Origin of the sequence: Variovorax sp. J31P207 (assembly GCF_030316965.1) — a bacterium.
Lineage (GTDB): Bacteria > Pseudomonadota > Gammaproteobacteria > Burkholderiales > Burkholderiaceae_C > Variovorax > Variovorax ginsengisoli_B.
Genome location: NZ_JASZYN010000013.1, coordinates 1 through 14,361, shown reverse-complemented (window position 1 = coordinate 14,361; position 14,361 = coordinate 1). Strand labels below are relative to the sequence as shown.

Annotated in this window: 14 protein-coding genes; 10 read left to right on the top strand and 4 right to left on the bottom strand. The window is 68.0% G+C overall.

The features are described from left to right. Positions 1–24 precede the first annotated feature (24 nt). The 5 genes from QTI68_RS31475 to QTI68_RS31455 all read left to right on the top strand — a co-directional run bounded on the left by QTI68_RS31475 (position 25) and on the right by QTI68_RS31455 (position 5,827). On the top strand, positions 25–909 hold the full coding sequence (locus QTI68_RS31475; RefSeq protein WP_286527190.1) for a branched-chain amino acid ABC transporter permease: 885 nt from the start codon (positions 25–27) through the stop codon (positions 907–909). A 20-nt stretch (positions 910–929) separates the two neighbouring features. Continuing rightward, a complete protein-coding gene (locus QTI68_RS31470; RefSeq protein ID WP_286527187.1) occupies positions 930–1,943 on the top strand; it encodes a branched-chain amino acid ABC transporter permease in 1,014 nt (337 codons plus the stop codon). Next, positions 1,936–2,706 (top strand): SDR family NAD(P)-dependent oxidoreductase, encoded by a 771-nt coding sequence (locus QTI68_RS31465; RefSeq protein WP_286527184.1) that lies wholly within the window; start codon positions 1,936–1,938, stop codon positions 2,704–2,706. The genes QTI68_RS31470 and QTI68_RS31465 overlap by 8 nt, the downstream gene beginning before the upstream one ends. A gap of 81 nt (positions 2,707–2,787) precedes the next feature. After that, complete coding sequence (locus tag QTI68_RS31460; RefSeq protein ID WP_286527182.1) at positions 2,788–4,497, top strand: flavin-containing monooxygenase; 1,710 nt, start codon at positions 2,788–2,790, stop codon at positions 4,495–4,497. A gap of 103 nt (positions 4,498–4,600) precedes the next feature. Next, on the top strand, positions 4,601–5,827 hold the full coding sequence (locus tag QTI68_RS31455; RefSeq protein ID WP_286527179.1) for an acyl-CoA dehydrogenase family protein: 1,227 nt from the start codon (positions 4,601–4,603) through the stop codon (positions 5,825–5,827). Between the two features lie 17 nt (positions 5,828–5,844). On the opposite strand, the gene QTI68_RS31450 is transcribed toward QTI68_RS31455, so the two are convergent. Beyond that, on the bottom strand, positions 5,845–6,900 hold the full coding sequence (locus QTI68_RS31450; RefSeq protein WP_286527178.1) for an alpha/beta hydrolase family protein: 1,056 nt from the start codon (positions 6,898–6,900) through the stop codon (positions 5,845–5,847). Between the two features lie 113 nt (positions 6,901–7,013). Then, positions 7,014–7,925 carry a LysR family transcriptional regulator gene (locus QTI68_RS31445; protein WP_286527176.1) on the bottom strand — a complete coding sequence of 304 codons (912 nt, stop codon included), beginning with the start codon at positions 7,923–7,925 and terminating at the stop codon, positions 7,014–7,016. Positions 7,926–8,073: 148 nt separating this feature from the next. On the opposite strand from QTI68_RS31445, the gene QTI68_RS31440 reads away from it, so the two are divergent. Beyond that, positions 8,074–8,619 carry a cupin domain-containing protein gene (locus QTI68_RS31440; protein ID WP_286527173.1) on the top strand — a complete coding sequence of 182 codons (546 nt, stop codon included), beginning with the start codon at positions 8,074–8,076 and terminating at the stop codon, positions 8,617–8,619. Further along, entirely contained in the window at positions 8,616–10,034 is a 1,419-nt protein-coding gene (locus QTI68_RS31435; RefSeq protein WP_286527171.1) for an MFS transporter, read from the top strand. Before QTI68_RS31440 ends, QTI68_RS31435 begins: the two co-directional genes overlap by 4 nt. On the opposite strand, the gene QTI68_RS31430 is transcribed toward QTI68_RS31435, so the two are convergent. Further along, positions 10,006–11,097, bottom strand: a complete 1,092-nt coding sequence (locus QTI68_RS31430; RefSeq protein WP_286527169.1) for an adenylate/guanylate cyclase domain-containing protein — start codon at positions 11,095–11,097, stop codon at positions 10,006–10,008. The two genes, QTI68_RS31435 and QTI68_RS31430, sit on opposite strands and share 29 nt — an antisense overlap. Before the next feature lie 126 nt (positions 11,098–11,223). On the opposite strand from QTI68_RS31430, the gene QTI68_RS31425 reads away from it, so the two are divergent. Then, a complete protein-coding gene (locus QTI68_RS31425) occupies positions 11,224–12,060 on the top strand; it encodes an alpha/beta fold hydrolase (RefSeq protein ID WP_286527167.1) in 837 nt (278 codons plus the stop codon). A 360-nt stretch (positions 12,061–12,420) separates the two neighbouring features. Then, positions 12,421–12,771: an RNA-binding regulator gene (gene rbp, locus QTI68_RS31420; protein ID WP_286527165.1), complete on the top strand. Its 351-nt coding sequence runs from the start codon at positions 12,421–12,423 to the stop codon at positions 12,769–12,771. A 70-nt stretch (positions 12,772–12,841) separates the two neighbouring features. Here the strand turns inward: rbp and QTI68_RS31415 are convergent, their stop codons facing one another. Then, positions 12,842–13,768 (bottom strand): carbohydrate kinase family protein, encoded by a 927-nt coding sequence (locus tag QTI68_RS31415; RefSeq protein WP_286527164.1) that lies wholly within the window; start codon positions 13,766–13,768, stop codon positions 12,842–12,844. A 161-nt stretch (positions 13,769–13,929) separates the two neighbouring features. Between QTI68_RS31415 and QTI68_RS31410 the strand changes: the two genes are divergently transcribed. Beyond that, the coding region (locus QTI68_RS31410; RefSeq protein ID WP_286527162.1) for a substrate-binding domain-containing protein at positions 13,930–14,361 on the top strand (432 nt) is incomplete at its 3' end.

The window sequence follows — 14,361 nt, the reverse complement described above, 5'->3', positions numbered from 1 at the left end:
ACCAAGAAAACAAAGAGACATCCTATGCCGGACACCTTGTTTGGATTCCCACTGGCCGCCGTCGCCGGCCAGGTGCTGGTGGGCATGATCAACGGCTCGCTCTATGCGTTGATGAGCCTGGGCCTGGCGATCATCTTCGGGCTGCTGCGGGTGGTGAACTTCGCCCACGGCGCGCAGTACATGCTCGGCGCCTTCGTCGCCTGGGGATTGCTGGAGTACCTGGGCCTGAACTACTGGTGGGCGCTCGTGCTGGCGCCGCTGGTGGTCGGGCTGAGCGGCGTCGCGCTCGAGCGCACCCTGCTGCGCCGGCTCTATCACATCGACCATGTCTATGCGCTGCTGCTGACCTTCGGCTTCGCGCTGATCCTGGAGGGCGTGTTCCGCTACAAGTTCGGCGCCACCGGCCAGCCCTATCCGAACCCGATCGCGGGCGGGCTGGACACGCCGATGGCCTTCTTCCCCTGGTATCGGCTGTGGGTGATCGCCGCCTCGATGGGGATGTGCATCCTGACCTGGTTCGTGATCGAGCGGACCAAGCTCGGCTCCTACCTGCGCGCCGCCACCGAGAACCCGAACCTGGTGCGGACCTTCGGCGTGCGCGTGCCGCGCATGCTGATGCTCACCTACGGCCTGGGCGTGGCGCTGGCTGGCTTCAGCGGCGTGATGGCGGCACCGATCTACCAGGTCAACCCGCTGATGGGCTCCCAGCTGATCATCGTGGTCTTCGCGGTGGTCGTGATCGGCGGCATGGGCTCGATCGTGGGCGCGATCGTGGCCGGCTTCGGCCTGGGCGTGCTCGAAGGCATCACCAAGCTGGTGTACCCGGACGGCGCGGGGATGGTGGTGTTCGTGGTCATGCTGATCGTGCTGGCCGTGCGTCCGCAGGGCCTGTTCGGCAGCCTGCGCTGAAACCGCTCGAAGGAGACAACATGACCGCTACCCCCACATTCTTCGAGCGCCACCGCACGGTCCTGCTGGCCGCCGGCGCGCTGGCGCTGCTCGCCGCGCCGTTCGTGGCCTACCCCATCTTCCTGATGAAGCTGATGTGCTTCGCGCTGCTCGCGGCCTCGCTGAACCTGATGGTCGGCTACGTCGGGCTGCTGTCCTTCGGGCATGCCATGTTCTTCGGCTCGGCCGGCTACGCGACGGCGCATGCCGTCAAGGTCTGGGGCTTCGACCCGGCGCTGGGCGTGCTCTTCGGCGCGGCCGTGGCGGCGGCGATCGGCGCCACCACCGGCGTGCTGGCGATCCGGCGCGCGGGCATCGCCTTCTCGATGATCACCCTGGCCTGCGCCCAACTGGTCTATTTCATCGCGCTGCGCTCGCCCTTCACGGGCGGCGAGGACGGCATCCAGAACGTGCCGCGCGGCAAGCTGCTCGGCCTGCTGAGCCTGCAGGACAACCTCACGCTCTACTACGTGGTCATGGTCGCGGTGGTGGCCGCCTTCTGGCTGATCTGGCGCGTCGTCCATTCGCCTTTCGGCCAGGTGCTGACCGCCATCCGCGACAACGAGCCGCGCGCCATCTCGCTGGGCTACCGGGTCAACCGCTACAAGCTGCTGGCCTTCACGCTCTCGGCCGCGCTGGCCGGACTGGCCGGCGGAATGAAGAGCATCGTGTTCCAGATCGCCACGCTCACCGACGTGAGCTGGGTCACCTCGGGCGAAGCCCTGCTGATGGGCATCGTCGGCGGCCTGCAGACCATGCTCGGCCCGGTGGTGGGCGCGATGGTGGTCGTGACCATGGCCAACCAGCTGTCGGCCTTCGCCGAGGCGGTGATGATCGTCCAGGGCACCGTCTTCGTGCTGGTGGTCATGCTGTTCCGCCGGGGTATCGTGGGCGAGGTCAATGCCTTCCTGGCCCGCCGCGCGAGACTCGGCCAGGCCCCCGAGGCGGCCGCAGTGCCGCCCCGGACCTCGCGTGCCGGAGCTGTCCATGACTGAGCGTCCCGACCCCCTTTTGTTGCAGGGCCGGCTCGCCCTCGTGACCGGCGCTGCCGGCGGCATCGGCCGCGCCATCGCCATGCGCTATGCGCGCGCCGGGGCCCGCGTGGTGCTGGCCGACCTGCGCGCCGAGGATTGCGAAGCCGCCGTGCGCGAGATCGCCGAGGCCGGCGGCAGCGCCCGGGCCTTCGCGCTGGATATCACCGACGTGCCGGCCTGCGACGAGCTGGCCGAACGGGTCGGCCGCGAGATCGGCATGCTGGACGTGCTGGTCAACAACGCCGGCATCCTGCTGCGCGAAGGCATCGACGCGCCGGACGCGCATCGCAAGATCCGCCGCGTGTTCGATGTCAACGTGATGGGCGGCTTCAACCTGCTGCATGCCTTCCTGCCGGCGCTGCGTCAGACGCGAGGCTGCGTCATCAACATCGCCTCGGGCGCGGCCTTCATCGCGCAGGCCGGCTGCATCGGCTACTCGGGCTCCAAGGGCGCGGTGAAGATGCTGACCCAGTCGATGGCCGTCGACCTCGCGCCGGACGGCATCCGCGTGAATGCGATCGCACCCGGCGTGATCGAGACGGCCATGACCGATGCCACCCGCGCCGATCCGCAGCGGCTGCAGGGCTTCCTGCGCCGCACGCCGCTGGGCCGCGTCGGCCGGCCCGAAGAGATCGCCGAGCCGGCGCTGTTCCTGGCGTCGTCGATGGCCAGCTACATCACGGGCGTCACCCTGCCGGTGGACGGCGGGGTGCTGGCCGCATGACCGGCCGGAACGCCGCCTGACCCCGCGAACCCGCCCTGGTGCGGCCCCAATTTGTTGACCAGAACCCCCATGGAGATGCGCATGAACGCCGACACCTCGAAGAACCTCAACACCGCCCTCGCTCAGAACGGCCCCGGCACCCGACGCGTCGACGTCCTGGTGGTCGGCGGCGGCTTCGGAGGCATGTACGCCGTCCACCGCTTTCGCGAGATGGGCCTCCGCCTGCAGGCCTTCGAGGCCGGGGGCGACCTGGGCGGGGTCTGGTACTGGAACCGCTATCCGGGCGCGCGAGTCGACCTGCCCAGCATCGACTACAGCTATTCGTTCTCGCCCGAGATCGAGCAGGAATGGACCTGGTCGGAGCAGTTCGCGGCCCAGCCCGAGCTGCTGCGCTACATCGACTTCGTCGCCAACAAGCTCAGCCTGCGCCCGCACTTCCAGTTCGACACACGGGTCAACCGGGCCAGCTGGGACGCGGCCCGCTCGCTGTGGGTGCTCAAGACCGACCGCGGCGAGACCTGGGAGGCGCCGTACTGCGTCATGGCGACCGGCCCGCTGTCGGTCCCGAAGGAGCCGGACATCCTCGGCGTGAAACGCTTCAAGGGCCGCCTGCTGCATGCGGCCAGGTGGCCGCACGAACCCGTCAGCTACGAAGGCCAGCGCGTCGGTGTCATCGGTACCGGGTCGACCGGCATCCAGATCGTGCAGGAGATCGGCCCGCAGGCCGGCGAGCTCTTCGTCTTCCAGCGCACGCCGAGCTTCACCATGCCGATGCGCAATGTCGAACTCGACGCCGAGTACGTGGCCGAGGTCAAGCGGCACTACCCGGGGATCCGAGAGGCGGCACGCAACAGCGCCGTCGGCGGCACGCGGCCCCAGTCGACGCGGGCCTTCTTCAGCGTCACGCGGGCGCAGCGCCAGGCCTTGCTGGAAGACGCCTGGAAGCAGGGCGGCCTGGCCATGCTCGGCACCTTCTCGGACCTGATGCTCAACGAGGAAGCGAACGAGCAGGTGGCGGAGTTCGTGCGCAACCGGATCCCCGAGATCGTCAAGGACCCGGTGGTCGCCGAGCAGCTCAAGCCCAAGGGCTATCCGATCTTCGCCCGCCGGCCTTGCCTGGACTCCAGCTACTACGAGACCTACAACCTGCCGAGCGTGCACCTGAAGGATTGCCTCGCCGATCCGATTGTCGAGGTCACCGAGAAGGGCGTGCGCACCGAGTCGGGCGAGGTGGAGCTCGACATGCTGATCCTCGCCACCGGCTACGACGGACTCACCGGCGCCATGATGGCCTTCGAAGTGACCGGGCGCGACGGCCGGACGGTCAACGACAAGTGGAAGGAGGGCGCGCGCTCGTACCTGGGGCTGATGATGGAAGGATTCCCGAACCTCTTCATGACCACCGGCCCCAACGGTCCGGCGGCGCTCGCCAACATCATCCGCATCAGCGAGCACGACGTGGACTGGATCGCCGGGGCCATCACGCACATGCACAAGAACGGCCTGAAGACCATCGAGCCCACCCCCCAGGCCGAAGAGGACTGGATGGGCGTGGTGCGCAACCTGGCCAGGCGCTCGCTGATCAACAAGGCCAAGACCTGGTGGGTGGGCGCCAACGTGAAGGACAAGCCGCAGGGGCTGACGCTGTTCACCGGCGGCTTCCATGCCTACCGCCAATACACGGCGGCGGCCGTGCAGGACGGCTACGCCAGCTTCAGCTTCGGGCCGGCGAAGGCCTGGGCGGAGCCTGAACCGCGATTCGCAGCCGCGGACCCGGTGGCCGGGGTCTAGCCACCGCGTCACAAGGGAGACGGCATCCTGGCTGCGGCCGCGTTCTAATCGCGGACACCGGGCGCCACGAACGGACGCCACCCTCCAGAACGAAGGACACACCATGTTTGCCGAACCCTCCCCCAAGACGCAAGACCTGCTGCAGCGCCTGCGGCAATTCTTCGACCAGCACATCTATCCCAACGAAGCGCGCTATCACGAGGAGATGGATGCGTTTCGTCGCCAGGGCAATGCCTGGCAGGTCTCGCCGCTGATCGAGGAGCTCAAGCCGCTGGCCCGCGCCGCCGGCCTCTGGAACATGTTCCTGCCGCACGAGCACCGCGGCGTGCCGGGCATCTCGAACCTCGACTACGCACCGCTGTGCGAGGTGATGGGACGTGTCTCGTGGTCGGGCGAGGTGTTCAACTGCTCGGCGCCCGATACCGGCAACATGGAAACCATCGAACGCTACGGCACCGAGGCGCAGAAGGACCAGTGGCTCGAGCCGCTGCTCGCCGGCGAGATCCGGTCGGGCTTCCTGATGACCGAGCCGGCCGTGGCCTCCTCGGACGCCACCAACATCCAGTGCACCATCACGCGGGAAGGCGACGAATACGTCATCAACGGCCGCAAGTGGTTCTCTTCCGGCGCGGGCAGCCCGCGCTGCAAGATCTTCATCGTGATGGGCAAGACCGACACCGAGGCGCCGCGCCATGCGCAGCAGTCGATGGTGCTGGTGCCGCGCGACACGCCCGGCGTGAGCGTGCTGCGGCACCTCTCGGTGTTCGGCTACGACGATGCACCGCACGGCCACATGGAAGTCCTGCTGGAGAACGTGCGCGTGCCGGTCGGCAACATCCTGCTGGGCGAGGGCCGCGGCTTCGAGATCGCCCAGGGCCGCCTGGGCCCGGGACGCATCCACCATTGCATGCGCTCGATCGGCGCCGCCGAGCGCGCACTGGAACTGATGTGCGACCGGCTTCGTTCGCGCATCGCCTTCGGAAAGCCTTTGGCCGAGCAATCGGTCTGGCACGAGCGCATCGCCGAGTCGCGCTGCCTGATCGACCAGGCGCGCCTGCTGACGCTGAACGCGGCCTACAAGATGGACACGGTCGGCAACAAGGAAGCGCGTGCCGAGATCGCCATGATCAAGGTGGTGGCCCCCAACATGTCGTGCAAGGTTGTCGACTGGGCGATCCAGGCGCATGGCGCGGCCGGCGTCAGCCAGGACTTCTGGCTGGCCGAGGCCTATGCGCACCAGCGCACCGTGCGCATCGTCGACGGACCCGATGAGGTGCACCGCAATGCCATCGCCAAGCTTGAACTGGCGAAGCGGCCTGTAGCGGCGTAGGGGCCGACAGACCCATTTCAACGGGCGCGCGTTCCTTCATCCCCGCCCGAGTTCAGGATCCTGTCGAAGTAGGCCGGGATCTCGGTGCCCAACCGTTGCAGGAACGCGGGCCGATCGAAGCCCGGCGGATCGGCCGCGATGTCGCCGTCGGGCGTCGGGATGGGCATGCCGGGGATGTCCATGAAGGCCGAGTGCCAGGCACCGGGAACGCGGCGGAGTTCGATCCCGGACAGGTTCCGGGCGATCCACTCGGCATGGAAGCGCGGGACGAGATAGCGGTCCTGTTCGGCTTCGTAGACCAGGGTCGGGACCTTGATCGAGGCCAGCGATCGCGCTGAAATGACAGCACCCAGCGGGGCCAGCGCGACGATGGCGCGAATCCGGCCGTCCGACAGCGTCGGCACCCCCTGATCCGCCTGCCCGGTGCGGATCGCTGCCGGGTCTCCGGTGCGAGCCAGGCTGCAAAGAATCGGATCGTCCGCACGCTCGTTCGCGCAATGGGTGGCGAGGCGTTGCAGCTCGGGCTGTGCCCCGGCGAGCGCCAGCACCGTGTAGCCCCCCGCCGAGTGTCCGACGGCGCCGATGCGCGGCCCCTTGGCGTCGCGCGCGATCCGGTCCTTCCAGGCGGGGTCCTGCAGCAGGGCGTCGATCACGCGCGAGGCCTGTTGCGGTCGCGCGGTGAAGTAGCGGGCCGGACCGTTCGCGAGCAACGAGCCGTCCTGCCAGTTGTCGCCGGGATGGCGCAGCGCGGCGACCAGGTAGCCATCGCGTGCCAGCGCTTCAGCCAGGCTGGCGTGGGCCAGTTCCGAGCCGCCGTGTCCGTGGCTCAGGACGATCAAGCCCTTCACCTGCGCCTCAGGCGCACCGCCCAGGGCGGCATGGACCGTGAACGGGCCCATCGCGACGGTTCGTTCGGGCGCCTGCGTGGGGTAGAACAAGGCGACGGGGATGGGCCCGGGGTCCGCGGGAAGGCCGGGAACGCTGAGGGTTCGGAATCCTGCCTGGCTGGCCAGGGCGTTGATCGACAGGAACAGGCCGAGGGCCAGCAGGAGGCCACGTTGTCTGGTGCGCATGAGCGGGGTCCTTGAAGGAAGTGGCAGGGGTTGCCGGGTGGTCGGGGTCGCCATCGTCATGGCGCGACCTCCGCCGCGCCATCGCCATGCGACGGAGCGCCCGGAACCCGGCGTCAGGCGCAGTCGGGGGGCGTGAACGCGCCGCAGACGTCCCGGACGCAACGGCGCAGCCAGCGGTGCGCCAGGTCGCCATCCAGCCTCGGGTGCCAGAGCAACGACACGGTGATCTCCGGCGCGGGCATCGGCAGGCCAAAGCTGTGCATGCCGGCGCGCAGGCCTTCGGTGTGGCGTTCAGGAACACTGGCGATCAGGTCGGAGGCCCGAGCCAGTGCCAGCGCGGTCGCGAACCCGCCGACGACTGTCCCGACCTCGCGCTCCAGGCCGAGCGGCTTCAGGGCTTCGTCGATCGGCCCTTTGTCGGCGCCGCGCCGCGACACGACCACGTGCCTTCCGGCCGCGTACCGGGCTGCCGTCATGTCGCCTCGACACAGCGGATGCCCGGTGCGCACGACGCCAACGAATCGGTCCCGGAACAGGGCCTGCACGCGGACTTCCGGGCCGGTGGTGCTACCGATGACCCCCGTCTCGAGGTCAACCGTGCCGTCGCGCAGGGATGCGCTCTCCTTGTCCGCCTTCTGCATGAAACGCAGCCGCACGCCGGGCGCTTCACGCCCGGCGCGCTCGAGCAGACCGGGTCCGAAGGTCTCGACGAAGCCTTCGCTGGTGCGCAGCGTGAACGTCCGGACCAGCGCCCGGAGGTCGAGCGCCGCGGCAGGCCGCAGGACCGCCTCGGCCTCCTGGACGAGCTGGTTGACGCGCTCGCGCAGTTCCAGCGCGCGAGGGGTGGCCACCAGGCCCCTCCCGGCGCGGACCAGCAGCGGGTCGCCGGTGGTTTCCCGCAATCGCGCGAGGGCCCGACTCATCGCCGAAGGGCTCAGGCGCAAACGTCGCGCAGCGCCCGCGACGCTGCCTTCGGCCAGCAGGACGTCGAGGGTGACGAGCAGGTTCAGATCAGGCGTCGACATGTCCCGAAGCTAGCACGTTCGGGCTGACATGGCGTCTGGTGCACGTATATGTTGCAACTGCTGCGCCTTCCGCAATTCATGCTGGCGTCCTATCGTTCGAGCACTGCTTGACGAGGGTCGTCCAAGCGCAACTGAAAGGGAAGAAGTCATGGCCAGCAACACGCTCGAAGCATCGATCCAGGGAATCAAGTCGGTCTGGGGCCCGCTGAGCGAGCAGGTGGTCGCCGGGTGCAAGCGCCACTTGGCCGACCTTCTCCGGGCACCGGCCACGGAAGACTGGCTCGCAGCCTTGCACGGCGAAGCGCCGGCGAACAAGGAGCTCTATCGCGATCCGACCCACGGCTTCGTGCTCCTGGCGCATTCCGAATACGCCGGGCTCTACAGACCACCCCATGACCACGGCCGGGGCTGGGTCATCTACGCGATCCAGCAAGGCGAGATCGAGATGAGAACCTATGCGCGGGTGGTGAACCGCGACGGCACTGTCGGGCTCGAGATGCGGGACTCGACCCTGATGCGGCCGGGCCAGGTCCAGGTGTATCTGCCGGGGGACATCCATGACACGCGGTGCATGAAAGGGCCGGCGCTCCTGTACCGGTTTACCGAGCGCGACCTCAAGAAGGAAGACAAGGACGAACATCGGGTGACGCGCTATGTCGAGAAGGACGGCGTCTGGACTTTCGGCACGCCATGATCGAAGTCTCGACCGCGCAAGGTTCGCGGGCTGCCGCCGTGGCGGCGGTGCTGGCGGCGATGGTGCTCGTGGTGCTCGATGCGGGCATCGTCAACGTCGCGCTGCCGACGATCGGACGATCGCTGCAGGTCGCGCCGGGGATGTCGGTATGGGTCGTCACGGCCTACCAGGCGGCGTTGATGATGGGCCTGCTGCCTTGCGCGGCGTTGGGCGAGAGCCTGGGCCATCGCCGGGTGCTCGGGCTTGGCGTTGCGGTGTTCACGGTCGCTTCCGCGTTGTGCGCGCTGTCGCCTTCGCTGCCGTGGCTCGTCGCGGCCCGTTTTGTCCAAGGGCTCGGCGGCGTGGCGGTCATGGCGCTGGGCGTCGCGCTGTTGCGCTCCGTGGTGCCACCGCGGCGACTCGGCGCCGCCATCGGCTGGAACGCGCTCGCGGTCGCGCTGTCCTCCGCGGCAGGTCCGACGATCGGCGCGCTGATCCTGTCGAACATGAGCTGGCCGTGGCTGTTCGCCTTGAACCTGCCGCTGGGCGGCCTGGTTCTGATCGCCACGCGTGCATTGCCGGCGCTCGACGGGACGGCGCGCCGCCTCGACCTGGTCAGCGTGGCGCTGAACGCGGGGGCCCTGGCCTCGCTGGTCATTGGCGCCGAGCTGCTGATCGAGGCGCCGGCCTTGGCGGCCGTGCTCCTCGCCGCAGCGGCTTTCGGTCTGGCGGCGCTGGTCCGGCGGGAGATGCCGAAGGCCGCGCCCCTGATCCCGCTGGACCTGCTCCGCTCGGCGTCGCTGCGCCTCTCGGTGATCGCCTCGATGTGCTGCTTCGCGGGCACGACAGCGGGCTTGATGGCGCTTCCTTTCTACCTGCAGCACAGCCTGGGGCAGGGCGCGCTGGCGACAGGGATCTTCATGACGCCCTGGCCCCTGGCCGTGGCGGTCGCGGCGCCCCTTGCAGGACGTCTCGCCGACCGCGTGCCGACGGCGTGGCTTTGCGCCGCGGGCGCCACGCTGCTCGCGATGGGGCTCGCGGCGGCCTCGCTGTGGCCCCTGGAGGGGCGGCCGCAGCCGCTGATCCTGATCACCATGGCGTGCGGACTGGGCTTCGGGCTTTTCCAGGTGCCGAACAACCGCAACATCTTCCTGTCCGCGCCCGACGATCGGAGCGGGGCTGCCGGAGGCCTTCAGGGGACCGCCAGGCTGGCGGGTCAAACCGCAGGGGGGATCGTCATGAGCCTGCTGTTCACCGCCGCATCCGCCGACGCTGCCCCCAGGATCGGGCTTGGAATCGGTGCCGTGCTGGCCTTGGCGGCAGGCATCGCGAGCATGGTGCGGGCGAGACCGGCAGGGCAACGACCGGACACGTCGGCGGCATGGGCGCCGCTGGAAAACAGCCTGCTCAAAGTGCGCGCTTCAAGACGCTCTTGACCGACTCTTCGACGCAGAACGCATGAATGGGCTCGACCCGTCCGCGCAGTGCCAGCGCCCCAAGGTCGTGGGTACGGATCTCGGGCGGTGGCCCCAGGGAGGCCAGCGCTTCCGCCGAGGCGATGAACAAGCATCCGACTTCGCGGGTCGCCTGCTCGAGGCGCCCGGTCGTGTTCATGACGTCGCCATGGTAGACAATCGCACGGCGCACCTGGCCGACCTCGCCGGCGATGACCTCGCCCAGGTGCAGCGCCGCACGCAGTTCCGGCCGCACGCCGAAGCGCTGGACAAACCGGTTCGCGTCGGCGGCCATCGCCGCGCGCATCGCGAAGAAGCAGCGCAGCGCCCGCGCATCGACGACGCCGTCCGCCTCGACCCAGGTGATCACGATCTCGTCACCGACATACTGGTAGATTTCGCCTCGCCACAGCTCGATCGGTTCGGCGACCGCTGAAAACACCGCGGCCAGGAAGCGATGTGCCTGCAGGGCCCCGAGCCGCTCGGCCATGGCGGTCGAGCCCACCACGTCGACGAAGAGGAAGAAGCGTCGCTCGGGGAAGGGCTGTCGATACTTGCCTGTCAGCAGGGCCATGAAGGTGCGGTAGCCGACGAGGCCTGCGGCCTGAAACATCATCACCATGACGGCAACCGGCACCAGCGAGAGAAAAGCCGCGATCAGGCCGGTGCGGACGTCGTAGGCGGTGACGACGCCCAACAATCGCTGCCCTGGTTGGCCAGCGATCACCGCCCAGGCGATCGCGCCGTAGACAAGCGTCTTCAGGATGAACACCGCGGCGAAGGGCAGTGCGTCGAGCCAGCGCATCGAAGCGCGTGGCAGCAGGAACATCTCGATGCCGGCGATCGACGAAGCCGTGAGCACGGCACTGATGACGCCGATCGGCACGGAGACCAGCAGGGAAGCGAGCAGCGAGCGAGCGTCCGGGGCGGCCATCGCGCCCGCGTAGACGGCACCGACGCCCGCGCCGATGGCTGCGGCCATGCGCTCGACCCGCATGAAGCGCCGAAGTCGTTCGCGCGTGACGGCTGAAAGCTTGGCGGTCATCTGGCTTCGAGTCTAAGGGCGCCGCGCGCGCGACTGGTGCGAGACTTGCGTGGAGGATCCGTTCAAAATATCGTGTGACCCCGGTCACACCCGAACCCAACAGCTTTTCAGAAAGGCCTTCAGCCCATGAGCACGATCAAGACCAAGGACGGCGTCGAGATTTTCTACAAGGATTGGGGTCCCAAGGACGGCCAGCCGATCATGTTCCATCATGGTTGGCCGCTTTCCAGCGACGACTGGGACACGCAGATGCTGTTCTTCGTGCAGCGCGGCTACCGGGTGATCGCGCACGACCGCCGCGGGCACGGTCGGTCGTCGCAGGTCAGCGATGGCCATGACATGGACCACTACGCCGCTGATGCCTTCGCGGTGGTCGAGGCGCTCGACCTGACCAAGGTCTTCCACGTGGGCCACTCGACCGGCGGCGGCGAGGTCGCCCGCTACGTCGCGAAGCACGGCGAGCCCAGTGGCCGTGCCGCCAAGGCCGTGCTCGTGAGCGCGGTGCCGCCCCTGATGCTCAAGACCGCGGGCAATCCGGAAGGCCTGCCGATCGAGGTCTTCGACGGCTTTCGCAAAGGGGTGGCAGACAACCGGGCACAGCTCTTCCTCGACGTCGCGGCGGGTCCGTTCTACGGCTTCAACCGGGAAGGGGCCAAGGTCTACCAGGGGGTGATCCAGAACTGGTGGCGCCAGGGAATGATGGGCAGCGCCAAGGCGCACTACGAAGGCATCAAGGCCTTTTCGGAGACCGACCAGACGGCGGACCTGCAGGCGATCACGGTGCCGACGCTCGTCATGCATGGCGACGACGACCAGATCGTGCCGATCGCGGATGCGGCGCTGAAGTCGGTCAAGCTGCTGAAGAACGGCACGCTCAAGGTGTACAAGGGCTTGCCGCACGGCATGCTCACCACCCACGCGGACGTCATCAACCCGGATCTGCTGGCGTTCTTCACGAGCTGAGCGGCCGGCGTTCGATAACCCGCCTGGCCCGCCTCAGGCCAGGAAGCCGCTCGCCAGCGCCGCGACAAGTCACCGTTCAGAATACAGACAATCGATCAAATATCGATTGTTGATATAATCGATTTATTGCGGGCCCCATCGTTTGAACGGTGGGTTTTCGCAGTGCCGGCTCGGAGCAAACGTCCATCCCATGCAGGCCGTTTGGCGACTTCGTCGCCCGGTGGGTCTGTAGAGCTGCAGCCAACCGACTTCCTGGTTGGCTCACGACCCGTTTCAGATGCTGCGGACTCCCGATCCGCTCACCCGTGCTCCCACCGGCGCGACCTTTGTTGCGCACCTTCATTCAGAAAGGCTCTTTTCATGAGCGTCAAAATCTACGTTGGCAACCTGCCTTATTCCGTGACCGATTCCAGCCTGGAAAGCAACTTTGCCGAGTTTGGCAGCGTCGCTTCGGCCAGGGTCATGATGGACCGTGAGACCGGCCGCTCCAAGGGCTTCGGTTTTGTGGAGATGGCTTCTGCCGAAGCGGCGCAAGCCGCCATCACGGGGCTGAACGGCATGTCCGTCGATGGACGCTCGATCGTCGTGAACCTGGCGCGGCCGCGCGAAGAGGGTGGCGGCTCGGGTGGCTACAGCGCGGCTGGCTACAACACGGGCAAACGCTCGGACGTTGGCTATGGCAACGGTGGGTACGGCGGCGGTCGTTACTGAGCGCTGCCTTTTCCCTCTGAAGACCGGCTTTCCTGAGCCGGTCTTTTTTCTTGTCCGGCCATCGGCAGCCTCAGGGCAGCTCGGATCGCCTGGGCATATCGGCCCCGCGGCGCGAACAGGTGATGGCAGCGGCCTGGGCTGCGAAGCGCAACAGCGCCTCCAATTGGCTGTCGGCCAGTGTCGTCAGCACCGCGGGCGCAAGCGCATCGTGCTCGTCCAGCCATGTCAGCAGGGCAGCCTGGAAAGTGTCGCCGGCGCCGACCGTGTCAATGACCTTCACCGGCTTGGACGGCGCCTTGGCATGTGCATTGGCCGTCCACGCGCTGGAGCCCGCGCCCCCGCGCGTGACGACCACCAGGGCCGCGCCCCGCTTCAGCCATCGCGGCGCCACCTGCTCGGGTGATTCGCCCGGGTAGAGCAGGGCGAGGTCTTCCTCGCTCACCTTGACCAGGTGGGCCAGCGCGACCATGTCCTCGACCACCTGGCGCCAGCGGGCAATGTCGGGTTCGACGTTGAGGCGGACGTTCGGGTCGTAGGCGATCAGGCAGCGTGCACGGGCGGCACCCGCCAGCGCGCGCAGCGTGCTGCCGACCGGCTCCACCACAAGCGCGTAGGAGCCGAGCTGCAGCACGCGTGTCTGCGCCGGCAGCGCGGGGAGCATGCCGGGCGTGAGCTGCCGGTCGGCCGCGCCGTTGCCGTGGAAGTCGTAGCGAGGCACGCCCGTGACGTCGATGCTGACGACGCTGAGCGTGCTCGGAGCGTCGCTGCGCAAGACCAGCGAGGTGTCGACGCCCTCGGCCACCAGCGACGCCAGCAGGCGCTCGCCGATGGCGTCGGTCGACACCGTGGAAAGGAAGGCCGCCGGCCGTGCCAGCCGCGCCAGGCCCTGCGCCACATTGAGGGGCGAGCCGCCGATGCGGGCGTCGAGCCGCAGGCCGGTGGGCGTGGACTCGCCCATGTAGACGTCCATCAGAGCTTCACCGCAGACCACGAACATGTTGATGTCTCCTTCGGGTTAACACTAAATAAATCAACTTGATTTAATAACTCAAAGCGAACTATAGTTGCATCGCCCCCCGACGCAAAGCCCCATGAAAAGGGCCCGGATTTACTTCAAGCCCCGCAGGCGGTCCGCCCGCAATCCCAGGAGACAACCCGATGCTCAAGCTCACCCTCGCCGCCGCCGTGACCGCTGCCGCGCTGGCCGCCCAGTTCCCCGCCCAGGCCGCCGAGCCCGTGATCGGCCTGATCACCAAGACCGAGACCAACCCCTTCTTCGTCAAGATGAAGGAAGGCGCCACGGCCGAGGCCAAGACCAAGGGCGCCAAGCTGCTCTCGGGCGCCGGCAAGACCGACGGCGACAACGCCGGCCAGGTGGCGGCGATGGAGAACATGATCGCCGCCGGTGCCAAGACCATCCTGATCACGCCCAGCGACGCCAAGGCGATCATCCCGGCCATCAAGAAGGCGCAAGAGAAGGGCGTGATGGTGATCGCGCTCGACAGCCCGACCGACCCGCAAAGCGCCACCGACGCCCTGTTCGCCACCGACAACTACCAGGCCGGCGTGCTGATCGGCCAATACGCCAAG